Annotated in this window: 23 protein-coding genes and 1 tRNA gene; 14 read left to right on the top strand and 10 right to left on the bottom strand. The window is 66.2% G+C overall.

Features of this window, described 5'->3' with window-relative positions:
• Positions 1-54: 54 nt before the first annotated feature.
• The 5 genes from IP69_RS08710 to guaB all read right to left on the bottom strand — a co-directional run bounded on the left by IP69_RS08710 (position 55) and on the right by guaB (position 6,264).
• On the bottom strand, positions 55-1,734 hold the full coding sequence (locus tag IP69_RS08710) for an iron ABC transporter permease (protein ID WP_082359163.1): 1,680 nt from the start codon (positions 1,732-1,734) through the stop codon (positions 55-57).
• A complete protein-coding gene (locus IP69_RS08715; RefSeq protein ID WP_054142434.1) occupies positions 1,731-2,744 on the bottom strand; it encodes an extracellular solute-binding protein in 1,014 nt (337 codons plus the stop codon). Before IP69_RS08715 ends, IP69_RS08710 begins: the two co-directional genes overlap by 4 nt.
• 197 nt (positions 2,745-2,941) lie before the next feature.
• A complete protein-coding gene (locus IP69_RS08720) occupies positions 2,942-3,931 on the bottom strand; it encodes a DUF2865 domain-containing protein (protein WP_054142435.1) in 990 nt (329 codons plus the stop codon).
• A 281-nt stretch (positions 3,932-4,212) separates the two neighbouring features.
• Positions 4,213-4,623 carry an MAPEG family protein gene (locus tag IP69_RS08725; protein ID WP_197279765.1) on the bottom strand — a complete coding sequence of 137 codons (411 nt, stop codon included), beginning with the start codon at positions 4,621-4,623 and terminating at the stop codon, positions 4,213-4,215.
• Between the two features lie 147 nt (positions 4,624-4,770).
• Complete coding sequence (guaB, locus tag IP69_RS08730) at positions 4,771-6,264, bottom strand: IMP dehydrogenase (RefSeq protein ID WP_054142437.1); 1,494 nt, start codon at positions 6,262-6,264, stop codon at positions 4,771-4,773.
• A 438-nt stretch (positions 6,265-6,702) separates the two neighbouring features.
• Between guaB and IP69_RS08740 the strand changes: the two genes are divergently transcribed.
• The 3 genes from IP69_RS08740 (at position 6,703) to IP69_RS08750 (ending at position 8,877) form a co-directional block, all read left to right on the top strand.
• Positions 6,703-8,154 carry an MFS transporter gene (locus IP69_RS08740; protein WP_054142439.1) on the top strand — a complete coding sequence of 484 codons (1,452 nt, stop codon included), beginning with the start codon at positions 6,703-6,705 and terminating at the stop codon, positions 8,152-8,154.
• Between the two features lie 79 nt (positions 8,155-8,233).
• Positions 8,234-8,485, top strand: a complete 252-nt coding sequence (locus IP69_RS08745) for a transcriptional regulator (RefSeq protein ID WP_054142440.1) — start codon at positions 8,234-8,236, stop codon at positions 8,483-8,485.
• Positions 8,482-8,877, top strand: a complete 396-nt coding sequence (locus IP69_RS08750; protein ID WP_054142441.1) for a type II toxin-antitoxin system VapC family toxin — start codon at positions 8,482-8,484, stop codon at positions 8,875-8,877. Before IP69_RS08745 ends, IP69_RS08750 begins: the two co-directional genes overlap by 4 nt.
• Here the strand turns inward: IP69_RS08750 and IP69_RS08755 are convergent.
• Positions 8,872-9,828 (bottom strand): RlmE family RNA methyltransferase, encoded by a 957-nt coding sequence (locus IP69_RS08755; RefSeq protein ID WP_349236291.1) that lies wholly within the window; start codon positions 9,826-9,828, stop codon positions 8,872-8,874. The two genes, IP69_RS08750 and IP69_RS08755, sit on opposite strands and share 6 nt — an antisense overlap.
• A 45-nt stretch (positions 9,829-9,873) precedes the next feature.
• Entirely contained in the window at positions 9,874-10,896 is a 1,023-nt protein-coding gene (locus tag IP69_RS08760) for a Ppx/GppA phosphatase family protein (RefSeq protein ID WP_248306773.1), read from the bottom strand.
• Between the two features lie 430 nt (positions 10,897-11,326).
• Here IP69_RS08760 and glpK point away from each other — a divergent pair, with 430 nt between their 5' ends.
• The 3 genes from glpK to IP69_RS08775 all read left to right on the top strand — a co-directional run bounded on the left by glpK (position 11,327) and on the right by IP69_RS08775 (position 14,751).
• Entirely contained in the window at positions 11,327-12,895 is a 1,569-nt protein-coding gene (glpK, locus tag IP69_RS08765) for a glycerol kinase GlpK (protein WP_054142442.1), read from the top strand.
• Positions 12,896-13,170: 275 nt separating this feature from the next.
• Positions 13,171-13,244, top strand: a tRNA-Gln gene (locus IP69_RS08770).
• A 478-nt stretch (positions 13,245-13,722) separates the two neighbouring features.
• Positions 13,723-14,751, top strand: a complete 1,029-nt coding sequence (locus IP69_RS08775) for a Gfo/Idh/MocA family oxidoreductase (protein WP_054142443.1) — start codon at positions 13,723-13,725, stop codon at positions 14,749-14,751.
• A gap of 71 nt (positions 14,752-14,822) precedes the next feature.
• Here IP69_RS08775 and IP69_RS08780 read toward each other — a convergent pair whose 3' ends face one another.
• Positions 14,823-15,794 carry a LysR family transcriptional regulator gene (locus IP69_RS08780; protein ID WP_054142444.1) on the bottom strand — a complete coding sequence of 324 codons (972 nt, stop codon included), beginning with the start codon at positions 15,792-15,794 and terminating at the stop codon, positions 14,823-14,825.
• A 142-nt stretch (positions 15,795-15,936) separates the two neighbouring features.
• Between IP69_RS08780 and speB the strand changes: the two genes are divergently transcribed.
• The 8 genes from speB (at position 15,937) to IP69_RS08820 (ending at position 23,574) form a co-directional block, all read left to right on the top strand.
• Positions 15,937-17,004 (top strand): agmatinase, encoded by a 1,068-nt coding sequence (speB, locus tag IP69_RS08785; RefSeq protein ID WP_054142445.1) that lies wholly within the window; start codon positions 15,937-15,939, stop codon positions 17,002-17,004.
• 3 nt (positions 17,005-17,007) lie between these two features.
• Positions 17,008-17,793, top strand: coding sequence for an MBL fold metallo-hydrolase (locus IP69_RS08790; protein ID WP_082359165.1), 786 nt, complete (start codon positions 17,008-17,010; stop codon positions 17,791-17,793).
• A gap of 68 nt (positions 17,794-17,861) precedes the next feature.
• On the top strand, positions 17,862-18,947 hold the full coding sequence (locus tag IP69_RS08795; protein WP_054142447.1) for an ABC transporter ATP-binding protein: 1,086 nt from the start codon (positions 17,862-17,864) through the stop codon (positions 18,945-18,947).
• Between the two features lies 1 nt (position 18,948).
• On the top strand, positions 18,949-19,785 hold the full coding sequence (locus IP69_RS08800) for an ABC transporter permease (RefSeq protein WP_054142448.1): 837 nt from the start codon (positions 18,949-18,951) through the stop codon (positions 19,783-19,785).
• A complete protein-coding gene (locus IP69_RS08805; protein WP_054142449.1) occupies positions 19,785-20,600 on the top strand; it encodes an ABC transporter permease in 816 nt (271 codons plus the stop codon). The genes IP69_RS08800 and IP69_RS08805 overlap by 1 nt, the downstream gene beginning before the upstream one ends.
• 38 nt (positions 20,601-20,638) lie before the next feature.
• Positions 20,639-21,754: an ABC transporter substrate-binding protein gene (locus tag IP69_RS08810; protein WP_054142450.1), complete on the top strand. Its 1,116-nt coding sequence runs from the start codon at positions 20,639-20,641 to the stop codon at positions 21,752-21,754.
• A gap of 89 nt (positions 21,755-21,843) precedes the next feature.
• Positions 21,844-22,710: a polysaccharide deacetylase gene (locus IP69_RS08815; protein WP_248306772.1), complete on the top strand. Its 867-nt coding sequence runs from the start codon at positions 21,844-21,846 to the stop codon at positions 22,708-22,710.
• A 36-nt stretch (positions 22,711-22,746) separates the two neighbouring features.
• Positions 22,747-23,574 (top strand): creatininase family protein, encoded by an 828-nt coding sequence (locus IP69_RS08820; protein WP_054142451.1) that lies wholly within the window; start codon positions 22,747-22,749, stop codon positions 23,572-23,574.
• Between the two features lie 60 nt (positions 23,575-23,634).
• On the opposite strand, the gene IP69_RS08825 is transcribed toward IP69_RS08820, so the two are convergent.
• Positions 23,635-24,540 (bottom strand): arginase family protein, encoded by a 906-nt coding sequence (locus tag IP69_RS08825; RefSeq protein ID WP_054142452.1) that lies wholly within the window; start codon positions 24,538-24,540, stop codon positions 23,635-23,637.
• A complete protein-coding gene (locus tag IP69_RS08830) occupies positions 24,540-25,061 on the bottom strand; it encodes a flavin reductase family protein (protein WP_054142453.1) in 522 nt (173 codons plus the stop codon). The genes IP69_RS08825 and IP69_RS08830 overlap by 1 nt, the downstream gene beginning before the upstream one ends.
• Between the last annotated feature and the right edge of the window lie 78 nt (positions 25,062-25,139).

Raw genomic sequence — 25,139 nt, forward strand, 5'->3', positions numbered from 1 at the left:
ATATCCCGCATGTCGAACCGGTTTAGGCCGATGGCCGGGGCTTGTCGAGCCGGCTCACCCGCGCCGGCCGCTGGAGCGTGCGAGCCAGAAAGCCGGATAGAGCCCCGCCAGCACGATCAGCAGCCCGGCCAGCGCACCATCCTCGAAAGCACCGCGCGAGGCATGGCCATAGACGGTGGTGGCGAGCGTCTCGACGTTGAGCGGGCGCAGCAGCAGGGTGGCCGGGAGTTCCTTCAGGCAATCGACGAAAACCAGCAGGGCGGCGGCTGCGATGGCGGGCCGGGCGAGGGGCCAGTGCATCTTGCGCATCACCTCCGGCGCGCTGGCGCCGAGCGTGCGGGCGGCGTCGTCGATGCGCGGCGAGATCCGCGCCATCCCGCTTTCGATGCCGGACACCGCGATGGCCAGGAAGCGCACGACATAGGCCAGCACCAATGCCGCGCCCGAGCCGAGCAAAATCAGGCCCGGATTGACACCGAGCCAGCGCACCGCGCCATTCGCGAGCAGGTTGTCGAAGGCGGCCAGCGGTACCAGCAGACCCAGTGCCAGCACCGTGCCGGGCACGGCGTAGCCCAGCGAGGCAAGGCGCGACAGGGTCGGCAGCCAGGGCTCGCGGCCCTGCCGGCCGGCCGCGACGATGCCGATGCCGAGCGCGACGACGAGAGCGGCGGCCAGCACGGCAAACAGGAGGGCGTGGCCGAGGCTGCGAAGCAGGGTGGTGTCGATCTGCTGCCAGAGGTCGCGGCGCATCACCTCCTGCGCGAGAAAGCCGATCGGCAGCAGGGCGCCCAGCAGCACGGGCAGGCCGCAGGCGAGACCCGCCGCCAGGGCAACACGCCCAGTCAGCGGCACGCGGCCGACGGCGCGCGGCTGGCGCACTGGCAGGTTGAAGCGCCGCTGGCCGCGCAGCCGCGCCTCGACCAGGATCAGCACCACGACCAGCAGCAGCATGACGCAGGCGATCTGGGCGGCGCCGGCGAGCGAGTTGCGGTTGATCCAGGTGGTATAGATCGACAGCGTCAGCGAACGCACGCCGAGATATTCGGTGGCGCCGATGTCGTTCAGCGTCTCCAGCAGCGCCAGTGTCAGGCCAGCTGCGAGCGCGGGACGCGCCATCGGCAGGCCAATGCGCCAGAACAGCCGGTTGCCCGAAGCGCCGAGCGTGCGGGCGGATTCGACGATGGTCGCCGCCTGCAGACCAAACAGCGCCCGTACGCTGAGATAGACGTAAGGGTAAAGCACGATCGCCATGATGCAGACCGCACCCGGCAGGCTGCGCGGGTCGGGAAACCAGTAGTCGCGCAGCGACTGCCAGCCGGTCACGGCCCGCAAGCCTGTCTGGAGCGGACCCTGGAAGCCGAGGATTTCGACATAGACATAAGCCGTGATGTAGGTCGGCAGCGCCAGCGGCAGGACCAGGAGCCATTCCAGGCTGCGGCGGCCTGGAAATTCGAACTGCGTGACGAGCCAGGCGGTGCCGACGCCGATCACCGCGCAGAGCAGGCCGACGCCGAGCAGGAGCAGGCTCGTATCGGCCAGTGCGGCGGGGATGACATGGGCGGCGAGATGGGGCCAGATCGCAGCCGCCTGGAAGGACAGGGCGGTGAAGGCCAGCGCCAGCACCGGCAGCGCCACCAGCCCCGCCCCGAGCAGCGAGGCCCAGACGAATCGGCTCGACGGCCGCCACAGGTGTGGCGACCGTCGAATGTCGGAGAGGGACGTCGTCAGGCTCAATTGTCGAAGCCGACCTTGTCGACGAGATCGGCCGCGGCCTTGCGGTTCTTGGCGACGTCGCCGAGCGGCGTGGTGTCGGGCGTCAAGGTGCCGAGCAACTTCACCGCGGCGCTTTCCTTGACGTCTGGATTGACCGGGAACTCGAAATTGCCGTCGGCATAAAGGGTCTGCGCCTTCTCGCCCAGCATGTACTCGATCAGCTTGACGGCGCTGTCGCGGTTGGGCGCGTTCTTGGCGATGGCCGCTGCCGAGACGTTCACATGCGTGCCGCCATTGGCGAAGGTGGTCTTGAGCGGCTTGATTGCGTCGAACCAACCCTTCTGTTCGTTTTTCGCCTGGCTCATCAGGCCGATGTAATAGGTGTTGATGAGGGCGATGTCGCACTGGCCCGAGAGGATGTCGCGCGCCACCTCGCGATCGCCCCCGCCTGGCTTGCGGGCGACATTGGCCTTCAGCGCCTTGAGATAGGTCTCCGTCTTCTCGGCGCCGTTGCGGGCGAGATAGGCGGCGAAGAAGGCGTTGTTGTAGGGGTGCTGGCCGGCACGGATGCAGAAGCGGCCCTTCCATTTCGGGTCGGCGAGATCTTCATAGGTGATCGCGTCCTGCTTCACGCGCTCCTTCGAGACGATGACGATGCGGGCGCGCTGGGTCAGCGTCACCCAGCTGTCGCCGGGGCCGCGCAGCGCGGCGGGGATCGTCTTCTCGACCATCGCCGATTTGATCGGCTGGGTCACGCCGGCGTCAGCCAGCGCATTGATCTGGCCGACATCGACCATCAGCATCACGTCGGCAGGGCTGTTGGCGCCCTCGGCTGCGACGCGCTCCTGCAGACCGTCCTTGAGGAAGACCGCATTGACCTTGATGCCGGTGTCCTTGGTGAAGGATTCGAGCACCGGGTTGAGCAGGGCCGGCTCGCGCGTGGTGTAGAGATTGACGCTCTGGGCCAGGGCCGGTGCCGCCATCAGGCAGGACGCCAGGGCGAGGGCGGAGAGGCGTGTCGCGTGGATCATGAGGTGGTCCTTCGGGTTCAAGGCCCGTTTCTGCGCGTTGCAGGGGGAGCGGTAGTCCGAGGTGACCGGCGCGTCAACCGAAAAACTCTTTGAGATCAGTCAGTTAAAGATGTTCTAAAGAGCGGTCTGTTTTGTCTTGTTCTAAACTTCAGCGTCATGGCGTGGCCGCCGAAAGGGCGGTCCCGCCGCGTTGGCTTTTAGTCTGCCAGCAGCGAGATCACCCGAACCGGTCCGCGCCTGACAGGATCGAGCGAGCCGCGCAGGATAAACCGGTCGCCGGCATCGCTCAGAATGCTGTCATCCTGGAAGCTGGCCTCGCGCAGCCGCATCTGCCGGCGCAGACCACGCGCCTGCGCTTCCTGGCGGGAGATGCCGACGCGGTCGTCGATCTGCTGGCGCTGGTTCTTGCTGAGTTCTGCAGCGCTGCGGAAGTCGCGGAAATCGCGGGGGCTGTAGGGCCAGCGCGAGCCGCCGGCGAAGGTCCGGACCTTGCCGTCGAGCACGACGCTGTCGCCCGGGCGCAAGGTGAAGTCCCGCAGCAGCGACACGCGCCGCTCGCCGGCCTGGACGATGGCGGGGCGGCAGGCAGCGGCATCGCGCGTGGTTTCATGGCTGTAGGCCATGGGCAGAGCGCGGTAGCGCTGGCCGTCGGCGGCCTGGGCGTTGCCGATCTCGGATGCGCCGGCCGCGACCCGGAAGACCTTGACCGGGATGCCGGGGTTCATCGCCTGACACAGCGCCTCATGCGCCTTGATGTCGGACGCTGCGCGCAGGAAGCCGATCGGTGCGTGGAAGCCGTCGCAGAGCCGCACGCAGATGGTGCGCGCGACATCGGCCGCGCCGGAGACGGTGTCGAGCCGGGCCTGCGCGGGACGCCGGGGCTGACGCACTGGCGCTTGCGCGCGCTGCCGGAAGGGGTTCAGATCGACAGGGGGATGCATGATCCGACCATCCGCCTCCATCCGCAGCAGCGGAATCTGCCAGCCGGAGCGAGCCGGAGCATAAGCCACGGCGCGGGGCTGTGCCTGGGGCAATGGGCTCGTGGCATGGCTGCTTTGGCGCAGGGCCTGCCGGTTGGCGGCTTCCTGGCGGTGGAAGGCACGAATGCCGGCATCATCCTCGGCCTGGACCATCGAGACCGTCAAGACCGCGCCAGCTGCGCCGAGCGTCAGGCCAAGAACTGCCATAGCGGCTAGTCGAGCCGGCTTGTTCGCGAGAGCCTGTGAGGGAGAGCTTGAGGCAAAAGGCTTTGCGTCGCAGGACGAACCTTGCGTCACTTCATCACGGACACGCAACATCGCATCGACTCCACACTGCGCTCGTTCACCCGTCCGCCGCCAGCAGGGTCTAGTTTACTTTCTGTTAAGGTTCAACGCTGGCGCCGACCGGGAGCGTGAAAACGCGCCGCGATGCTTAACGGGGTTCTGCTTGCACAGGACTTGAGTTTGTCCAGTCCGACGCCGCGGACTTACAGGATCGCGAGAAGGACACCGACCCCCATGCACAGCAGGACCAGGACACCGACGGCGAAGAGCGGTGCGCGCAGCTTGAGATTGTTGGAGCCGACATGGACCAGCGTATGAGCGACGCGGGTCGCGACATAGGCCCAGGCCAGGCCCGCCATGATGTAGCTTGTCGCACCGACCTCCATGGCCAGCATGATCAAGGCGAAGAAGATCACCGGCGTTTCGAACTGGTTGGTGAAGTTCGCAGCTGCCAGCCGGGCCGGCTCGGGATAGGCCGTCGTCGACACCGCGACATCGGCCATGCTGACCTGCTTGCTGTCGAAGGCCGCCTTGCGCCGCAGGAAGACGATGAACAGGACGACGAAGATCCACAGGATCATGGCGAGCGTGGGGTATACCAGCTTGAGCGTCATCATCGTCTCCGGATCGTCCCGTGAGCGCGGCGTCGCCCGGCGCGGGGTGGTGGGAGCCAAGCCAAGAACGCCACCAAATGCAAGCGCGGCGAGCCCCAGGGACCCGCCGCGCTGCAGATGCCGGTGGATAGACGGACGCGGCCGCGATCAGGAGCGGGGGGGGTAGTTGGGGCTCTCGCGGACGATGGTCACGTCATGGACATGGCTTTCGCGCAGGCCCGCGCTGGTGATGCGGATGAAGCGCGCCTTGGCCTGGTAGTCCTTGAGATCCTTGCCGCCGACATAGCCCATCGCGGCGCGCAAGCCTCCGGCAAGCTGGTGCAGCACGCTGGAGACCGGGCCCTTATAGGCGACCTGGCCCTCGATGCCCTCCGGCACCAGCTTCAGCGCGTCCTTGATGTCCTGCTGGAAATAGCGGTCGGCGGAACCGCGCGCCATTGCGCCGACCGACCCCATGCCGCGATAGGATTTGTAGGAGCGGCCCTGGTAGAGGAAGGTCTCGCCGGGCGTCTCGTCGGTGCCGGCCAGGAGCGAGCCGACCATGGCGCAGGAGGCGCCCGCCGCAAGCGCCTTGGCGAGGTCGCCCGAATATTTGATGCCGCCATCGGCGATGACCGGGATGCCGTGCCGGCTGGCGGCGTTGGCGGCGTCCATCACGGCGGTGAGCTGCGGCACGCCGACGCCCGCGACGATGCGCGTCGTGCAGATCGAGCCCGGCCCAATGCCGACCTTGATGGCATCCGCGCCGGCATCGATCAGCGCCTGTGCGCCGCCGGCGGTGGCGATGTTGCCGGCGATGACCTGCACCGCGTTGGAAAGCCGCTTGACCCGCGTCACCGCCTCCAGAACCTTGGCCGAATGCCCGTGGGCGGTGTCGACGACGATCAGATCGACGCCGGCATCGATCAGCATCTCCGAGCGTTCGAAGCCGAGATCGCCGGTGGTGGTGGCCGCCGCGACGAGCAGGCGTCCCTTGGCGTCCTTAGCGGCGCTGGGATGGGCGACCTGCTTTTCCATGTCCTTCACGGTGATCAGGCCGATGCAACGGTAATGGTCGTCGACGACGAGCAGCTTCTCGATGCGGAACTGATGCAGCAGCCGGCGGGCCTCGTCCTGCGTCACGCCCTCGCGCACCGTGATCAGCCGGTCCTTGGTCATGATCTCGGAGACGGGCTGCTCGGGATTGGCGGCGAAGCGGACATCGCGGTTGGTCAGGATGCCGACGAGCTTGCCCTTGTGGCCTTGCGGGCCGCGTTCGACCACCGGAATGCCGGAGATCGAATTGTGCTTCATGATCGCCAGCGCATCGCCCAGCGTCTCATCGGGGAAGATCGTGATCGGGTTGGCGACCATGCCCGATTCGAACTTCTTGACGAGACGCACCTGAGCCGCCTGCTGGTCGGCCTCGAGATTGCGATGGATGACGCCAAGCCCGCCGGCCTGCGCCATCGCGATCGCCATCTTGGCTTCCGTCACCGTGTCCATCGCCGAGGCAATGATCGGCAGGTTCAGCGCGATCGTCTTGGTGAGCTGGGTGCAGATGTCGACGTCGGCCGGCATGACCTCGGACGGGCCGGGCTCCAGGAGCACGTCGTCGAAGGTGAAACCGTCGCGAATAAGACCGTCAAGAGCAAGCGTCATCGTCAACTCCGTCACCGGCTAGGCCGGCTCTGTTGCGGTTTCGCGGAAGCCGCCCGCGACCGGGTTGACGAGGCCCGTTAGCACGCGTCCGCCGCCACGGCTAGAGCGCGGCAGCGGATATCTCGCATTGCAGCATGGGGGCTGCCGGCTGTGCGCGTTTTTGGCTCTCGACGGGCTGGTCGGTGCGCGCCCCGGCGACGCGGTCGGTCGCCCGCGAGACCTCCGCCGCGCGATGAAAACAGTCCTCCTGGCGCTGCAGCAGCCGAGGCGGGTTTGCGACGGCGCAGCTCAGCATGCGCGACCAACCGTGCCGGTGCTGCGTCGAGCGCAGGGCTGTCTTGCGTCGGCCAGGCTCTGCCTGGCGCGACCACGCCCTCGTCAGGGCCGGCCGCCGCCGCTAAGGCTTCGCGCCACCGATCACCGCGAGGGCCGACCGTCGTGCAGCGCGCCAAACTCCTGCCCCTCATCGTCGCCTGCGCGCTGTTCATGGAGAACACCGATTCGACGGTGATCGCGACCGCGCTGCCGGTGATCGCGCAGTCGCTTGGCGAGGATCCGATCGCGCTGAAGCTGGCGTTGACCTCCTATCTCGTCAGCCTCGCGGTGTTCATCCCGATCTCCGGCTGGATGGCCGACCGCTATGGCGCGCGCACGATCTTCCGGGCAGCGCTGGCTGTGTTCATGCTCGGCTCGGTCCTCTGCGCCTTCTCGAATTCCCTGGGGGCCTTCGTCGGCGCGCGCTTCGTCCAGGGCATGGGCGGGGCGATGATGGTGCCGGTCGGCCGGCTGGTGATCCTGCGCAGCGTCGAGAAATCGCAGCTCGTCTCGGCGCTGGCCTATCTGACGGTGCCGGCGCTGGTGGGACCCGTTGTCGGGCCGCCGCTCGGCGGCTTCATCACCACCTATTTCGACTGGCGCTGGATCTTCTTCATCAACATTCCGATCGGGATCGTCGGCATCGTGCTGGCGAGCCTGTTCTTCGAGGACATCAGGGAGGAGGACGTCGCACCGCTCGACATCCGCGGCTTCCTGCTGTCGTCCTTCGGCTTCGCCAGCCTGATGCTGGGGCTGGCGACCGGGGGGCGCCATCTCGTGCCGGCGGCGGTGTCCTATGCAGGTGTCGCCGCTGGTATCGCTGCGCTTAGCGCCTACTGGTTTCACTCGCGGCGCGTCGCACATCCGGTGCTGAACCTGTCCCTGCTCAAAATCCCGACCTTTCGCATCGGCGTGATCGGCGGCTCGCTCTTCCGCACCGGGATCGGCGCGATCCCGTTTCTGCTGCCGCTGATGCTGCAACTCGGCTTTGGACTCGACGCACTGCAATCGGGGCTGATCACCTTCGCCTCGGCGGCCGGCGCGCTGTTGATGAAGACGGCCGCCAAGACCATCCTGGCGCGCTTCGGGTTCAGGCGGGTGCTGACGTTCAACGCGGTGATCGGCGCTGCCTTTCTGGCGGCCTCGGGGCTGTTCACGCCGCTGACGCCGCATTGGCTGATGCTTGCCATGCTGCTGATCGGCGGCTGCTTCCGCTCGCTGCAGTTCACCGGCATCAACGCGCTGAGCTACGCCGACGTCTCCAGCAAGGAGATGTCGGGCGCCACCAGCCTGTCGAGCGTGGCGCAGCAATTGTCGCTCAGCATGGGGGTGACGATCGGCGCCTTCGCGCTTGAGACGGCCGGGGCGCTGAACGGCGGCACGACGCTCGCAGCCGGCGATTTCTGGCCGGCTTTCGTTCTGGTCGGGCTGATCTCGGCCTCCTCAGTCTTCCTGATGGCGCGGCTGGCGCCCGATGCCGGGGCTGAGGTTTCGGGGCACCTGCTGCGCGGCGCCCCGACAAGTGCCCCCAAGGCGACTGCGCAGGCGATTGCGGACCAGAAGCCGCTGGAGTGAGCGGAACCAGCTCGCCATAGCCATTGTTGATAATGCGAAATTGCATTACCTTTGAGGGGGCGAGCAAAAGAGGTTGGCCATGACCGTCTTGACAGTCACCGCGCGGGGCCAAGTGACCTTTCGCCGGGAAGTCCTGCAGCATCTCGGGATCAAGCCGGGCGAAAAAATCGAAATCGATCTTCTGCCGGATGGTCGAGCCTCGCTGAAGGCGGCGAAGCCGTCGGGGACGATCGACGCCTTCATTGGCCTTCTCGCGGGCAAGACGGCTATCGTCGCCACGATCGAGGATATCGAGGAGGCGTCGGCGCGCGGCTGGGCCGGCGAGGAATGAGGATCATTGCAGACACGAATGTCCTCGTCCGCTCGGTCGTGCGTGACGATGCCGATCAGGCCCTCGTCGCCGACGCAACCCTGAGAGATGCGTCGCTGATCGTGGTGACGGTTGCGTGCCTGTGCGAGTTCGCCTGGGTTCTGCGGAAGACGTATGGTTTCGCGCGTTCAGATATTTCCGCTGCGATCCGCGCGCTCCACGCGGCGGGCAATGTCGAGATGAACCGTCCCGCCGTTGAAGCCGGGTTGAGCCTGCTCGATGCCGGCGGAGATTTTGCCGACGGGGCCATCTACCATGAGGGCGAATGGCTCGGCGGCGAAATGTTCGTGTCGTTCGATCGGAAGGCCGTCACGCTGTTGAAAGCCCAGGGCAGGGCGGCGCAATTGCTATGAGCCATCGTCGTCGGCCGATACGCCAGCCTCGGACGCCTCTTCCGCCTTCCGCCGAAACCCCGTCGCCAGCACGTAGAGCTCCGAGGAATCCGACCGGCTCGCGCCAGGCTTGAGGTTGCGCACCGTGGTGAAGTCGCGCTTGAGTTGGGCCAGCAGTTCGGCGCTCTCGCCGCCCTGGAACAACTTGGCGAGGAAGAAGCCGCCGGGCGCGAGAATGGTGTGGGTGAACTCCAGCGCGGCCTCGGCCAGCGCGATGATCTTGAGATGGTCTGTCTTCTTGTGGCCGGTGGTGTTGGCGGCCATGTCCGACATCACGCCGTCGGCGCGCCCGCCGAGCCGCCGCGTCAGCAGGGCAGGGGCCTCGTCGGCCATGAAATCCATCTCGATCAGATCGACGCCAGGAATCGGATCGACAGGGAGCAGATCGATCCCGACGATGCGGCCCTTGCCCTTCTCCAGACCGACGCGCATGGCCGCGATCTGGCACCAGCCGCCGGGTGCGCAGCCGAGATCGATCAACTTCTGTCCCGATTTCAGGAATTTGAAGCGGTCGTCCATCTCCTCGATCTTGAAGGCGGCGCGCGAGCGATAGCCCATCTCGCGGGCCCGCTTGACATAAGGGTCGTTGAGCTGGCGCTCGAGCCAGAGCTGGGACGAATGCTTGAGCTTGCCGGCCTTCTTGACCTTGACGCGCATGTCGCGCGCGCCGCCCGACTTGCCGGCGACGCCGACCACCTTGCCTGCCGTCTTGGCGCCGGTGCTGGCAGCGGCCTTCACGACCGCCCCGACGCTGACGCCGGCCGTCGTGGCGGCCGACGGCGCTGCCGTCTTGACCGCGGTCCGGGGAGCGGGCTTGCCAGGGACCCGCGAGACCGGTTTGACTCTGGTTTTGCCGCCGGCCTTGCCAGCGTTCCGGCCGGCTGAACGGCCGCCCGTTTTGACGGTGCTCATGCCTGGATCCACCGGGCAGGTGCGGGCTGTATCGCAGGCGTCATGTCATCTCCGGCGCCACCAGGCGCGGTCCTCATGCATCATCCGGAGCAGAATGCCCTCGCGCAGGCCACGATCGGCGATCCGGACCCGTTCGCTGGGAAAGGCACGGCGGATCGCCTCGAAGATGGCGCAGCCGGCCAGGACGAGATCGGCGCGTTCGCGGCCGATGCAGGCATTGGCCGCTCGGGCTGCATAGTCCATTTCGACGAGCCGGTCGATGACCGCGAGAATATCGTCCTGCCGCATCCACAAGCCATCGACCTCGCGGCGGTCGTAACGGGCCAGGCCGAGATGGATGCCCGCCACCGTCGTGACCGTGCCCGAGGTGCCGAGCAGGTGGAAATTGCGGGCGTCCCGCGCGGCCGCCGCCTTCCTGGCAAAGGGTGCGAGTTCCCGCGCGCAATCCTCGACCATCGTTTCAAACAGGGCGCGGCTGACGTCGATGCCGCCATAGCGCTCGGCCACCGTGACCACGCCGATCGGCAGCGAGGCCCATTCGCGGATGCGGGCTGCCGGATCGCGCGCCTCGCTGCGTCCGCCGAGCCAGACGATCTCGGTCGAGCCGCCGCCGATGTCGAAGACGATGACAGCGTCCGCCGCCGGGTCGGCCAGCGCGGCGCAGCCCGAGACCGCGAGCGCCGCCTCGGTGCGCTGGTCGATGATCTCCAGCTCCAGCTCCGCCTCCGCAGCGACGCGGCGGACGAAGTCTGAGCCGTTGATCGCGGCGCGGCAGGCTTCGGTCGTCACCAACCTGGCGCGCGTGACGTTGCGGTGAGCCATCTTGCCGCGGCATATCTTCAGGGCCTCGACCGCGCGGTCCATCGCCGCGTCGCAGAGCCGGCTGCTCGCGGCCAATCCCTCGCCCAGCCGGACGATTCGCGAGAAGGCATCGACGACTCTGAAGCCGTGCTGCGCCGGGCGCGCAATCAGCAGGCGGCAATTGTTGGTACCGAGATCGAGCGCGGCGTAGGTTGTCGGTAGAGGCCTCGACGCGTTGGAGCGCGGCTCGAACACCGATGCGATCACCTCCGGCGCAGTGACGGGCGCTGCACCGCCCGGCTCAGGGTCAATGCCATGATATTGCGGCTGCACCACTGTCGTGGCATCCCGCTCCTGCCGGTCCTCGACCGTCACTTTGCCTGTTCCCCTGGCCTGCCGCGTCCCCAGACAGGGCAGCGGCCCCGGGTGACGCGGCGATGCCGGGCGGAAACGCCCGGTTGCCTTTCGCAGAGCGTAACAAGAGCGGGATGGCGGTGCCAAGCGGAACCTTCCGTCTGGCCGCGATCAGCGGTGGAGGCCACGAGCGGACGAGCGGCCGAGCCACGAGCGGCCTCTTGCCCTACTGCCTCTTGCCTGCTGCCTCTTGCCCTGCGGCGCCGGTTGCGGCCAGTCTCCCGTCCGAGCCCGTCCGAGCCCGTCCGAGCGGCCTCGCCAGCCACAGTGATGGAGCGCCGCCATGCCTCAAGCCCGCCATATCCTCGCGATCGACCAGGGCACGACCTCGTCGCGGGCCCTGGTCTTCGATTCGGGTCTCAACCCGGTGGCCAGTGCCCAGCGCGAATTCCCGCAGCATTTCCCGGCGTCGGGCTGGGTCGAGCATGAGCCGGAGGACATCTGGGAGAGCGTGCTGGCCACCTGCCGCGACGCCATCGCCAAGGCGGGTCTGGCGTCTGAAGCGATCGCCGCGATCGGCATCACCAACCAGCGCGAGACCACGCTGATCTGGGACCGCAAGACCGGCCGGGCCATTCACCGCGCCATCGTCTGGCAGGATCGGCGCACGGCGCCGGCCTGCGCCGGGCTCATTGCGGCCGGCCACGAGGCCTTGATCGCCGCGCGCACCGGCTTGCGGATCGATCCCTATTTTTCGGCGACCAAGATCGCCTGGCTGCTCGACAATGTGCCCGGGGCCAGGCGCCGCGCTGAAGCCGGCGAACTCGCCTTCGGCACGATCGACAGCTTCCTGCTCTGGCGGCTGACCGGCGGGGCGGTCCATGCCACCGACGCCACCAACGCCTCGCGCAGCCTCATCTTCAACATCCACAACGGGGTCTGGGACGAGGAACTGCTCGCCCTGTTCGACATTCCCGCAGCCCTGCTGCCGGAGGTCAAGGACTGCGCCGGGCTGTTCGGGCAGACGGATCCCGAGCTGTTTGGTGGCGCCATTCCGGTGCGCGGCATCGCCGGCGACCAGCAGGCGGCCATGATCGGCCAGGCCTGCTTTTCGCCCGGCATGGTGAAATCGACCTATGGTACCGGCTGCTTTGCCCTGCTGAACACAGGCGCGACGCCGGTGGCCTCGCAGCACCGGCTGCTCGGCACCATCGCCTACCAGCTCGGCGGCCAGCGGACCTATGCGCTGGAGGGCTCGATCTTCATCGCGGGCGCGGCCGTGCAATGGCTGCGCGACGGGCTGGGCATCATCCAGGACGCGGCCGAAACCGGCCCGCTGGCGCGAGCCGCCGACCCGACGCAGGAGGTCTATCTGGTGCCGGCTTTTGTGGGGCTCGGCGCGCCACATTGGGACGCGCAAGCGCGCGGCGCGATCTTCGGGCTGACCCGCAACAGCGGCCCGCGCGAATTCGCCAAGGCCACGCTGGAAAGCGTCTGCTACCAGACGCTCGACCTGATCGAGGCGATGCATGCCGACTGGGCGCAGTCCGGCGCGGCCGCAGGGCAGGGGGCCGGGCAAGGCGACGGGCATCAAGCGGGGCATGCAGCGAGACACGGGCAGGCCCGCTCCGTCTTACGCGTCGATGGCGGCATGGCGGCCTCCGACTGGACGATGCAGCGTCTGGCCGATCTGCTCGACTTGGCCGTCGACCGGCCGAGCCTGCGCGAGACCACGGCGCTGGGCGCGGCCTATCTCGCTGGGCTCGACGCGGGGCTTCTGCCCGAACCCGAGCGCTTTGCCGATCTCTGGCGGCTGGAGCGACGCTTCACGCCCGGCATGGCGGCAAGCGAGCGCCAGCGCAAGATCGCGGGCTGGCGCGACGCCGTGCGACGGACGCTGAGCCCGGTGTAAGGGATCGGAGCCCGGACCGGCGACCGAGGCGGCATTGGGCTCTGGCGCGGCCGAACTGCGCGGGTGGGGGTAGGACTTCGAGCGGGGCGGACCCGGGCCCGGCCAGGCACCTGACCGTATAGGTGGTGCAGGTGGCCCCGAAAGTCCCGCGTGGCGATGTCAGCCCGCCGCGGAGACGCCTCGCATCTTCGCTGCATTCCGGGCTTGCCATTCGGCAAAGCTTTGAGTAGACCCCGCGACACCAAGGCGAGCGCAGCCACCGCGCCCCTCGCTGTTGGGGGATCGTCTAACGGTAGGACCCCAGACTCTGACTCTGGTTGTCTAGGTTCGAATCCTAGTCCCCCAGCCACTTTGGTGGCTACGGTACTTAAGTCCCTGAAATTGCTACCGAACTGTCTCTGGTTGGGCGTTAGCTCCGGCCAATATGGCACAGAGGTATGACACATCTGTCTGGCACAGGGGCTGGCACGTGTCGGTTGCATCCCATCATATCTCTGCGCGGTATATCGCAGCGCAACTCGATGCGGTCTTTGAACAAATGACGTGAGCAGCCCCGACGCCTGGGTTTCTGGAGAGCAGCTCCAGGCTCTTTTCACGAGGTCGTTTTTGAATCCATCAGGATGTGATCCGGCGGGCGCACCATACGCTGGACAGCGCCTACCGGCCGCCCTCCGAATCCGATGTGCTTCAACAATGTCCTTTTTTCTCACCATCTTTGCATCCATCAGCGGCTTAGGGTAATCCGCGAACAACCGCGTGTGCGATCCCAATTACAAAGCGTCTGAGTTTCGGCGGGCTCACCTCGCTTGGGGCTTTTGGTCTGTCAAATGTCAGAATCCATCAAAACGGCTTTCGTAGGCACGGGCTGGTGGGGCACCGAACTCGCCGAAGCGGCCAGCCGTACCGGCGGGCAGATCACGGTGGTGCGGGGCTGCGGCCTGGATGAGCCAGAACGGGTTGCGTTTAACAACCGCTTTGGCTGCGCGGTCACCGCCGACTTCACCGAAATCCTCTCTGATCCGGCAGTGGAGGCCATCGTGCTGGCGACGCCGCATCTGATGCATGTCGGCCAGATCGTCGCGGCTGCGGCCGCCGGCAAGCATGTCCTGGTCGAAAAGCCGCTCAGCACGACCCTGCTTGATGCGCTGGTGGCCGTTGAGGCTGCGAGCGCCGGCTCGATCGTTTTGGCAGTCGGCCACAACCGCAGGCTCCTGGCGCAGGTCGCGATGCTGAAACAGATCGTCGATAGTGACGCGCTGGGACGCTTGCTCCATGTCGAGGCCCATTTTTCGACGGCGGAAGCCTCGGCTCTGCCGCCGGGGCATTGGCGTACATCCGCCGACCAATGCCCGGGAGGCGCGATGACAGTGCTGGGCGTGCACGTCATCGACTGGTTTCATCATCTGTTCGGGACGGTCGATACGGTCTCAGCGCAGTTTGCGCATCGCGGCACAGCGGTGCCCATGGACGACGTCGCCACGGCGCAGCTGACATTCGCCAGCGGTCTCTCGGCCAGTCTTATTTGCCTCTACAGCGCGCCCTATACGAACCGTTTCGTCGTGCACGGCACGCAGGCGACCGTTGCGGTGGTCGGCACCAAGCCCGACAGCCCATCCGATCGCCCGCGTTTTTCCCTCACAAACCGCCTGGGCGAGGTCGAGGATCGCCCGATCCCCTTCATCGACACTCTGGCGCTTCAGTTGGAACGCTTCGCCAAGGCCATTCGGGGCGCCGGGGCACCGGCCGTTTGCGGCGTGCAGGGCGCGCGCAACGTTGCCGTGCTGGACGCCATCGTCCAATCCGCCGGAAATAAGGGCCGGACCCAGCGGGTGGATTACGGCCCGCTGCATCAGTAAGGCTAGGAGCCCGACCACCGACGGGTGTGTTTCCAGAGGTCGGGCCACGCGCGCGCCCCGCTAAGGGGATGTCAGCGCGTCGTGCCAGCCGTGGCGAGGCTTTCGTGAAGCGGCTCCGGCCGTGAAGCGTTATGACCCAGGCAGGCCTCCTGCAACGCGGAGAGCAGCCGCTTGAGCGGGCGCGATTGCTGCGTTCCGGCCTTGAACACGACGGCGACGCTCGACTGATAGCCGCTGTTGGCGCTCAGCAACCGCCGCAGCTTGCCCTGCTGCTCCAGCGAGGCGGCGTAATGGCGCGGCAGATAGCCCAGGAACCGGCCGGTCATCAGCAGGATCGCGACGGCCTCGACCTGCCAGGCCGTCGCGCCTGTCTTGGCGGGTGCGGTGAAGCCTTCAAGGTCTCGGCCGTCGACATAGCCATGTTCGACGAAGGGGTAGGTCGCCAGTTCGCGTTCGTCGGGCTCGTTGTCGCAGTCGAACAGCACATGACCGCGGCCGCAATAGAGATACATGCGCTCGGCGTAGAGCGTCCGGTATTCCAGCCCGGGCCATTTCTTGTAGAGCGGTACCAGCCCGACATCGAGCCGCCCGTCGGCGACACGTTGCTGCACGCTGTCGGGGTCAAGCACCGCCAGTCTCAGATGCAGATCGACGCCCTGCAGGCTCTGCAGCGCTCCGACCAGCGGGCAGTTGGGATCCGAGATCGTGTTGTCGATGATGCCGATGCGCAATTCGCCGCGCTGGCCGCCCCGGATCTGGTCGGCTTCGCGCTGGAACTGTTCGATCCCGGCGAACATCTCGACCGCGGCCTTGTAGATCAGCTCGCCTTGCGGCGTCAGCTCGAACTGCCGCGAGCCGCGTTGGCAAAGCCGCGCGCCGAAGCGCGCCTCGAGATCGGAGAGCTGCTTGCTGATCGTCGGCAGGCTCACATCAAGCGCCGCCTGGGCGGCCTTGAGGCCGCCCTCCTCGACAATGGTTTTGAAGACCCGCAGCAGGCGCAGATCGAAATCGGCGACGGGAGTAATTCCGGTGGGTGTGGTCAAGTTAGTCCCTCCCGAAAGTTTGGTTTCTACGAAGGCACTCGCCAGCGGCGGCCCCTGCGGCGAACCTAGCCACGGCACCGAAGCAATCGATGTGCCATGTGGCGGTTCGCCTGGACACGGACGACTGGACGAGAGGTCTCTTGTGAGTGATTCGAGCGAACTGGACCGGCTGCGCGCGAAATATGCGGCGTCTGGTGGTGGTGACATTCATGATGCCACATTCCGTCGGGTTGCCGAGGGGCAATTCCAGGGCGAGCGGCGCAAACTGCCGTATTCGGACATCGCGACCTTCATGGGGCTCCCCTATCTGGCCGACGGTCTGGCAGCGGCAGGCTTCGCCGAGCTCGACATCGCCGTTCTCGGTATCCCGATGGATTTGGGGGTGACCAACCGCGCGGGCTGCCGCCTCGGCCCCCGCGCCGTCCGCCAGGTCGAGCGGATCGGGCCCTTCGAGCATGGGCTGGGCATTGCGCCGACGACCCTGGTCAACGCCGCCGATATCGGCGATGTGCCCTTTCGCAGTCGGTTCGACCTCGAGAGTTGCCATGCCGACATCGAGGCGCATCTGCAGTCCATCGTCGCGGCCGGCGTGGTTCCGCTATCAGTGGGCGGCGATCACTCGATCACGCAGTCGATCCTACGCGCCGTCGGGCGCGATCGGCCGGTCGGCATGGTTCATATCGACGCGCATTGCGACACCAGCGGGCCCTATGAAGGATCGCGCTTCCACCATGGTGGACCGTTCCGGCAGGCGGTGCTCGACGGGGTGCTCGACCCGCGCAGGACCGTGCAGATCGGCATTCGCGGCGGCGCGGAGTATCTGTGGGAGTTTTCCCACGACTCCGGGATGACGGTGATCCACGCCGACGAGTTCGCGCGCCAGGGCGTGGATGCGATCGTGGCCCAAGCGCGTCGCATCGTCGGGGACGGGCCGACCTATCTCAGCTTCGATATCGACAGCCTGGATCCCGCCTTCGCGCCGGGCACCGGCACGCCCGAGATTGGTGGACTGACCTCGCTGCAGGCGCTGATGCTGCTGCGCGGGCTGGGCGGCATCGACTTCGTCGGTGGCGACGTGGTCGAGGTGGCGCCGCAATACGATGCCACGACCAACACGGCGCAGGCGGGCGCGCAGATGCTGTTCACGATCTTCAGCCTGCTCGCGCTCGCGGCATTGGCAAGGCGCGATGCCGCGCCCGTGAGGGGCTAAGCCATGGAATGGCCCGTCCAATCATCATGGTATTCGGTTACCCGGCTGCGGTCCGATCTGTTTCGGATCACCGAGCCCTGTTGCCATCGCATGGTGCGCGCCAACTGCTTCCTCGTGCTGGGGACCGAGCGCGATCTTCTAATCGATACGGGCATGGGCATCGCGCCGCTGCGGCCTCTCATCGCCACGCTGTCGTCGCGCCCTTTGACCGTGTTCACGACGCATGCCCACAGCGACCATGTCGGTGCTCACCCCGAATTCGCCGATCTCGACATCCTCATCCACCCGCTCGAAGCCGAAGAATTGCGGCAGCCGGGGGTGAAGGGCCTGCGTTTTCCCAAGCGGGCGCCCGAACAGATCGAGGCGCTCCGGCGTTCGGGCATCGAACTGCCGGAGTACATGGTCGATGCACTGCCCTATGCTGATTTTGACGTCGACGGCTACGGGCGGGATGCGGTCGCGCCGACGCGTCTCGTCGACGATGGTGACATCGTCGATCTCGGCGACAGGCACTTCGAGGTTCTGCACCTTCCCGGTCATTCGCCCGGGAGCATCGGCCTGTGGGAGGCGGCCACCGGCTGGCTCTTCACGGGGGATGCGCTTTACGATGGCGTCATCGTCGATACCGGCCCCGGCGCCAGCATCTCGGCCTATCTCCCGACGATGGAGCGCCTCAAGCGGCTCCCCGTGGTCGAAGTCTTTGGTGGCCACAACGACCCGATGACGCGCGGCCGCATGATCACGGTGATCGAACGCTACATGGCGTCGCGCTCGGGGAGGGGGCGATGATCTTGTACGCCCTGCCAGCCGCTGCCCGTCCCGTTTCCGATTCCTCGTCCCCAGGCTGACCATCTCGCATGTCCGCGTCCATCACCCTCGAGCACGTGACCAAGAGCTACGGCCGCCACCTGGCCGTCGATGACGTGTCGCTCGACATTCCAGCGGGACGCTTCGTCACGCTTCTGGGCCCCTCGGGCTCCGGCAAGACGACGTTGCTGATGATGATCGCCGGCTTTGCCCGGGCGACCGCCGGACGCATCCTCGCGGGCGGGCGCGACATCACGAACGAACCGCCCGAGCGGCGTGAATTCGGCATGGTCTTCCAGGGCTACGCGCTCTTTCCGAACATGACGGTGGCGGAAAACCTCGCCTTCCCGCTGAAGATCAGGGGCGTGGCGCGCGAGACCGTGGCGCAGGAGGTCAAGCGGATGCTCGAACTCGTGCATCTGCAAAGCCTTGGTGGGAGATATCCGCGCGAACTGTCCGGCGGCCAGCAGCAGCGCGTCGCGCTGGCGCGTGCGCTGATCTTCAATCCGAAGGTGCTGCTGCTCGACGAGTCGCTGAGCGCGCTCGACAAGAAGCTGCGCGCCGGCCTGCAGGAAGAGCTGCGCGACCTCCACGCGCGCCTGGGCACAACCTTCGTTTTCGTGACGCATGATCAGGAGGAGGCGCTGTCGATGTCGGACGAGATCGTGATCATCAATCACGGTCGGATCGTCCAGAGCGGCGCACCCAAGGCGCTTTATAATGGGCCAAGAACCCGGTTCGTGGCCGATTTCCTGGGTCGGGCGAATTTCATCGAAGGCACGGTCTCGTCGGTGTCCGGGCAGGACTTCTCCTATGCCGCTGGCGGCCAGTCGTTGCGACAGGCGTTGCCGACGGGTGCTCCGGCACCGGGGCTGGGCGGGACTGTGTCGCTGGCGTTACGGCCCGAGAAGCTGCAGGTGCTGGGGGAACCGGTGCCTGCCGCCAATGCGGTGCCCGCCGAGATCATCCGCGTGACCTATGAGGGCGCGGACTACCATATCCGCGCCACCACCCCGCTGGGGCCGATGCAGGCGATCGTGCCGTCGGGCATGGGTGCGGCCGAGCCGGCGCCAGGCGACAATGTCTGGCTGTCCTGGAACGAAGATGCAGCGGTGGTGCTTGCCGATGACCGCTGACATGGACGCACAGACGCGCCGCGTCTATCTGGTGTTGCTGCTGGCGCCGCTGGTCGTGCTCGCCTTCGTGTATCTCTACCCCCTGTCGCGCGTGCTTTGGCTGTCGGTGACCGTTCCGACGCCGGGCTTTGGGAACTATGAGCGCCTGCTGACCAGCAGCGCGATCCAAGGGGTGATCTGGACAACCGTTCGGATCTGCGTCCTCACCACGATGCTGGCCCTCGTCATCGGCTACGCCATCGCCTATGCGGCGGTCCATCTGCGCGGCTGGCGGGGCGAACTCCTGCTCTTCTTCGTGCTGCTGTCGTTCTGGCTCTCGGTGCTGATCCGCGCTTTCGCCTGGTTGACGCTGCTGCAGAGCCGTGGGGTGATCAACACTTGGCTGATGGATTTCGGGCTCATCGACGCACCGCTGGCGCTCATCCGCAATGAGTTCGGCGTGGTGCTCGGCATGGTCCACTACATGATCCCCTATGCCGCCCTGCCGCTCTTCGCCAATATGCGGGGCATCGATCCGCGGCTCGTGCCGGCGGCACGAGGCCTCGGCGCCGGGCCGGTCCAGTCCTTTCTCAAGGTCTATTTGCCGATGAGCCTGCCGGGGCTGATCAGCGCCGGCATCCTGACTTTCATCTTCTCCCTCGGTTTTTACGTGACGCCGGCTCTGCTGGGCGGCGGCAAGACCCTCATGATCTCCGAATACATCGCCGTGCAGATCAACGACACGCTGAACTGGGGTCTTGGCTCGATGCTGGCGACGACGCTGCTGCTGTCGATCTTCGCGCTCTTGGCGGTGATGAGCATCTTCGTCGACCTGCGCAAAGTCTTCGGGGTGAAGTGATGGAACTCGCGCCCTCGAAGCCCTTCCGTCTCACCGTCTTCGGGGCATGGCTGGCCATCCTGTTCCTGACGCTGCCCTTCGCGGTGGTGTTTCCGGTGTCGGTGACGCCACATCGCTATCTGTCGTTGCCGGACGGGACCTGGTCGTCGCGCCACTACCAGACGCTGATCGACGACCTGACCTGGATTTCGAGCATCGGGGACAGCCTCATCGTCGCCACCGGCTCGACCCTCCTGGCGATCCTTCTGGGAACGATGACGGCACTCGCCTGCTGGCGGATCTCGACGCGCGCCTCGGAACTGGTGCGCATGGCGATGCTGGCGCCAATGATCGTGCCGTCGATCGTTCACGCGCTCGGCTTCTATCAGGTCTGGGCCCAACTCGGCCTGCTCGACACCTATGCCGGCCTGATCATCGCGCATGCGATGAAAGGCACGCCCTATGTCGTGATCAGCGTCTCGGCGGCGCTGGCCAATGTCGATCTGCGGCTGGAACAGGCGGCCCGCAATCTCGGGGCAACGGCGCTTCAGGCATTGTGGAAGGTCATCATTCCCGCCGCGCGGCCCGGGATGCTGGCGGGGTCGGTCTTCGCCTTTGCCCTGTCCTGGGACGAACTCGTCGTGACGCTCTTCCTGACGAGCCGCAACGTCTACACGCTGCCCCGAAAGATCTGGGACGGCATCCAGGACAACATCAATCCCGCCATCGCTGCGGTCGCAGCCATCCTGATCGTGCTGACCGCCGTCGTGATGGTGGCGCGGATCCTGCTCGCGCGCCGACAGGCGCGCCTCGCAACGGCTTCGGTGGAGCCGTGAACGTCTGACCAACAACCAACAACACAGGGGAATGGCACATGGATAACCGAGCCACGCAAACCTTCCAGGATGATTGCCTGGAGCTCCTGCGGCAGCAGACCGAGGGACGCCGGGTGAACCGACGCGCCTTCTTGTCGACGCTTGCGGCGCTGGGCGTCTCGCCCGCGCTGTTTCGCCTGACGCCTGCTCATGCGCAGGCCAAGGAGATCGTCGTCGTCAACTGGGGCGGTGATGCGGTGACGGCGATGACCGCGGCCTGGGCTGTACCCTTCAACAAGAACGCGGGCTTCAAGGCGGTGATCGACGGCAGCGGGCCGAGCTCGGCGAAGATCAAGGCGATGGTCGACAGCGGCAAGGTGACCTGGGATGTCGTGGACCGTAACCTGATCGCGGCCCTGGAACTCGGCCGCCAGAACCTGCTCGAGAAGATCGACTACAGCATCGTCGACAAAAGCAAGGTTCGCCCCGAACATGCCGGCGAGTGGGGCCTGGGCTCTTATATCTACTCGAACGTCCTGGCCTATCAGACCGATGCCTTCGGCGGCCGCACCCCGAAGACCTGGGCTGATTTCTACAATACCAAGGATTTCCCGGGCAAGCGCACCATGCGCAAGCATATCGACGGCCAGCTCGAGACCGCATTGCTGGCCGACGGCGTGGCGCCCGACAAGCTCTATCCGCTCGACGTCAAGCGCGCGCTCGACAAGATCAAATCGATCAAGAAGGACGTGATCTTCTGGGCGACCGGCGCGGAGAGCCAGCAGGTCTTCCGCGACCGCGAGGTGGTGATGGGCAGCGTCTTCAACACCCGCGCCCTCGTGGCCAAGCGCGAATCCAACGGCAAGGTCGATTTCCACTACAATCAGGCCAGCGCCTGGGTCGGCGCGTGGCTGACCCCGCGCGGCAACCCCGCCGGCAAGGAGGTCTTCAAATTCATGGCCGCGACGCAGGATCCCGCCTCCCAGGTCGAGCTGTTCAAACTGCTTGGGAACGGGCCGGTCAATCCCGCCGCCGCAGCGATGGTCCCGGCCGATATGAAGACGCTGGATCCCGGCAGCCCGGAGAATTACGCCATGCAGATCCCCGCCGATCCGGAATGGTATGCCGCCAACAGCGCGACGGTTCTGAACCAGTATCTCGAGGCGATTTCCTGAGCCCCGATCCCGGCCGCCGTGTCGCGGCGGCCCGGATCTCATGATGACCAGCCGGGTCGCCGCGCTATGGCGATCCGGATCCGATGACGATGAAGCAGGGGAACAGCATGGTGCTCCAGACGAGCGGCTCCGACAGCAAGCCGATGACCTTTCCCGGCGGCAAGCGCTGTGCGGTATGCCTGACCTTCGATTTCGACGCGGAATCGCTGTGGCTGGCGCGTGAGCCGGAGAATGCCGGCAAGCTCGCGACGCTGAGTCAGGGTCGCTATGGCGCCAAGGTCGGCATCCCCAAGATCCTCGAACTGCTGCGCGCGGATGGCCTCAAGGGCACCTTCTTCACGCCGGGTTGGACAGTAGACAATCACCCCGACAAGGTCGAGGCGATCGTGCGCGACGGCCATGAGCTCGGCCATCACGGCTATGTCCATTATTGGCCCGACCCCGCCCAGGAGGGGCAGATGCTGGATGAGGTCGATCGCGGCCTCGAGGCGATGCAGCGCCGTTTCGGCGTCAAGCCGGTCGGCTATCGCCCGCCCGGCAGCGAGTCGACGCATTATCTTCTGGAACTGCTGACGCAGCGCGGTTTCCTCTACAACAGCTGCTTCAAGGACGATATCCACCCCTACCGCCATGTGCTGAGGGACGGCTCGCCGGGGCTCATCGAGCTGCCCGAGCATCCCTCGCTCGACGACTGGAGCTATGGGACAAGCCATCTGCGCTTCCCCCGGCCGATCTTCGGCACGGATCACGTCCTGGGCATCTGGCAGGACGAGTTCCGCGTGATCCGCGAGTGGGGCGGCGTCTATGTCCTCGTCATGCATCCGCAGGTCACGGGCCGCCCGATGCGCATGGAAATTCTGCGCCGCTTCATCGCCTTCACCCGCCAGTTCGACGACGTCTGGTACGCGACGGGCCAGGAAATCGCGGAAGCGTTCGCCGCGCAGGAACAGTCCTGAGCCCGTTACCGACCGCCAGAATTCCGGAGATCGACCATGTCACTGCGCCTTGAAACCGACCATCGCAAGGTCCCCATTTTCGACGAGATGACGTCACCCGACATCGCGGCGGCGGTCGCGGCCAATATGCCGGTGATCGTGCCGCTGGGCGCGATGGAGCAGCACGGCGCGCATCTGCCGCTCTCGACCGACACCTATCAGGGGCTCGACATGTGCCGCCGCGCTGCGGCGCTGCTCGCCAAAGAGGGGATTCCCTTGATCGTCGGTCCCGCCATTCCGTTCGGGCCGCCGCCCTTCCTCAGCGAGTCGCCCCAGGCGCTGCCAGGCACGATCAACATCTCCAACGATACGCTGCGCGCGCTGCTGCACGATGTCTGCAGCTCGCTGATCGGCCACGGCTTTCGCCGGATCTATCTGCTGCTGGCCAATGTCGAGAGCGAATATGCCATGCACATCGTCGCCAAGGAGCTGACCGAGACGACGCAGGCCAACATTGTCACGCTCAACTGGCTGATCGGCATCCGCCCGCGCTACAAGGGAATGATGGTGTCGGACAAGCCGCAAGGCCATGGCGGCGAGGGCGAAACCGCCCGGATGCTCGCCACGGCGCCGCATCTGGTGCGCATGGAGGAGGCGCGGCCCTACCATCCCAATCTTCCGGTCGAGCCAGAGGTCTATGGCGACTTCCTGCCCTATCTCGGGGGGGCGATCGGGCGCTATCGCTTCGACCGCGGCGAGTTCCGGGGGATGGTCGACGGCATCACCGGCGATCCGCAGCTCGCCACGGTCGAAACCGGCGAGAAGAGCTACGCGCTCGTTGCGGATTGGGTCGCCAGCGCGATCCGGTTCGACCAGAGGCCCTGAATCCGACCTGACCGCGGCGCGCTCGCGCCGCGATCAGATTCGGTCTTTTCCAGGCTGTCTTTATTCTGTCTTGGCGGCCAACCCGGCCAGGAATGTCCACATGACTGTGCCTGCCAGAAAAGCGGTCATCCCGCCCTGGTCATGCGGTGGGCTGACCGTATTGACGTCCAGGATGCGGCTGTCGAGCGGCGCGAGCATCTCCAAAAACGCAAGGCCTTCATGGGCCTGACAGCCGCCCCAGGTGGGTGTGCAGACGCCGGGCGCGACGGATGGGTCGAAAAAATCCATATCGAAGCACAGATAGACCGACCGGTTGCCAATGGTCTCGAGGACCCGCTGCGCCACGGCCTGATAGCCGATCTCCCGCAGCTCCCGCATGGTGATCATGCCGAAGCCGAGCTCGTGGCAGAATTCATAGACCCCGGGCACCATGGTTGGGCCCCGCATGCCGATTTGGAACGAGCGCGTCGCATCGACCAGCCCCTCCTGCACCATGTGGCGAAACGAGGTCGCGGTGTTGTAGCCCTGGATCGGATAGGCGTCGGTATGCGCGTCGATATGGACGATGCAGAGGTCGCGATGATGGCGCGCCAGCGCGCGGACCTGCGGCAGCGTGACCGCGCCATCGCCGCCCATGGTCACGGCGACGACATTCTCGGCGACGATCTGACCGATCCCGGTTTCGATGGACGCAAACGATTCCTCAATCAGGCTCGGTGTCACCGGGACATCGCCGCAATCGACGAGGCCCAGCCGCTCCAGGACGTCAACGTTGTTGCGTGGATCGTACCTGCGCAGATGCGTCGACATCTGGCGGATCGAGGCGGGACCCATGCGCGAGCCGATCCGATCGGGATGGGTGCCGCAGTCGAAGGGGATGCCGACGATCGCCGCACGGGAGTTCCGGGTGGGACGGCCGAAGGGCGCGCTGAGAAAAGTTTGAGGCGGTACAAACCCGGTCGACATCAGCGTCCCGCTCCATTGGTTGGATCATGCCGGAGATGACGATAGGTGCCTTTGAAATAGAGCAGGGGCGTCCCGCTCTCGTGCCAGTCTGCGGGGCTCATGGTCGTGACCTTTCCGATAATGATGTGGTGGTCGCCGGCCTCGTGCTCGGCAAAGACGTCGCAGTCGAGCCACATCAGGGACCCCGCTACCAATGGGTTACCAGCAGGCGACAGCGTCCAGTCGACGGCCCCCCATTTGCACCCACCGGAGCGTGCGAAGCCGTGCGAGACATGCTCCTGGCCTTCGGCCAGGACATTCACGGAAAATCGCCCGACAGAGCGGATCCGCGGCCAGCTGGTGGACGAGTTCATGACGCAAATCGAAACCAGGGCAGGGGCACTGGAGACGCTGTAGAAGGATTGGCAGGTGAAGCCGACCGGCTCGTTGGCAACGAGGCCGCCGATCACCGTGATGCCGGAGGCGTAGCGGCCCATCCTATTGCGAAAGTCCAGTGGTTCGATCGTCGATGCGCGCGTCACGCCAGGAGCTCTTCCAGATCGGGCTGATTCACACGTCGCCTTTTTGCGGCGCCGGATGTCAAAGCAGCCCCGTCGTCA

This window comes from Allobosea sp. AAP35 (genome assembly GCF_001295925.1).
Lineage (GTDB): Bacteria > Pseudomonadota > Alphaproteobacteria > Rhizobiales > Beijerinckiaceae > Allobosea.

Excerpts from the sequence above, each read along its gene's own strand:
- IP69_RS08715 (WP_054142434.1), bottom strand. The coding sequence starts at position 2,744 with ATGATCCACGCGACACGCCTCTCCGCCCTCGCCCTGGCGTCCTGCCTG.
- IP69_RS08720 (WP_054142435.1), bottom strand. The coding sequence starts at position 3,931 with ATGGCAGTTCTTGGCCTGACGCTCGGCGCAGCTGGCGCGGTCTTGACG.
- IP69_RS08725 (WP_197279765.1), bottom strand. The coding sequence starts at position 4,623 with ATGACGCTCAAGCTGGTATACCCCACGCTCGCCATGATCCTGTGGATC.
- guaB (WP_054142437.1), bottom strand. The coding sequence starts at position 6,264 with ATGACGCTTGCTCTTGACGGTCTTATTCGCGACGGTTTCACCTTCGAC.
- IP69_RS08745 (WP_054142440.1), top strand. The coding sequence starts at position 8,234 with ATGACCGTCTTGACAGTCACCGCGCGGGGCCAAGTGACCTTTCGCCGG.
- IP69_RS08750 (WP_054142441.1), top strand. The coding sequence starts at position 8,482 with ATGAGGATCATTGCAGACACGAATGTCCTCGTCCGCTCGGTCGTGCGT.
- IP69_RS08755 (WP_349236291.1), bottom strand. The coding sequence starts at position 9,828 with ATGAGCACCGTCAAAACGGGCGGCCGTTCAGCCGGCCGGAACGCTGGC.
- glpK (WP_054142442.1), top strand. The coding sequence starts at position 11,327 with ATGCCTCAAGCCCGCCATATCCTCGCGATCGACCAGGGCACGACCTCG.
- IP69_RS08775 (WP_054142443.1), top strand. The coding sequence starts at position 13,723 with ATGTCAGAATCCATCAAAACGGCTTTCGTAGGCACGGGCTGGTGGGGC.
- IP69_RS08790 (WP_082359165.1), top strand. The coding sequence starts at position 17,008 with ATGGAATGGCCCGTCCAATCATCATGGTATTCGGTTACCCGGCTGCGG.
- IP69_RS08795 (WP_054142447.1), top strand. The coding sequence starts at position 17,862 with ATGTCCGCGTCCATCACCCTCGAGCACGTGACCAAGAGCTACGGCCGC.
- IP69_RS08800 (WP_054142448.1), top strand. The coding sequence starts at position 18,949 with ATGGACGCACAGACGCGCCGCGTCTATCTGGTGTTGCTGCTGGCGCCG.
- IP69_RS08805 (WP_054142449.1), top strand. The coding sequence starts at position 19,785 with ATGGAACTCGCGCCCTCGAAGCCCTTCCGTCTCACCGTCTTCGGGGCA.
- IP69_RS08810 (WP_054142450.1), top strand. The coding sequence starts at position 20,639 with ATGGATAACCGAGCCACGCAAACCTTCCAGGATGATTGCCTGGAGCTC.
- IP69_RS08815 (WP_248306772.1), top strand. The coding sequence starts at position 21,844 with ATGAAGCAGGGGAACAGCATGGTGCTCCAGACGAGCGGCTCCGACAGC.
- IP69_RS08820 (WP_054142451.1), top strand. The coding sequence starts at position 22,747 with ATGTCACTGCGCCTTGAAACCGACCATCGCAAGGTCCCCATTTTCGAC.
- IP69_RS08825 (WP_054142452.1), bottom strand. The coding sequence starts at position 24,540 with ATGTCGACCGGGTTTGTACCGCCTCAAACTTTTCTCAGCGCGCCCTTC.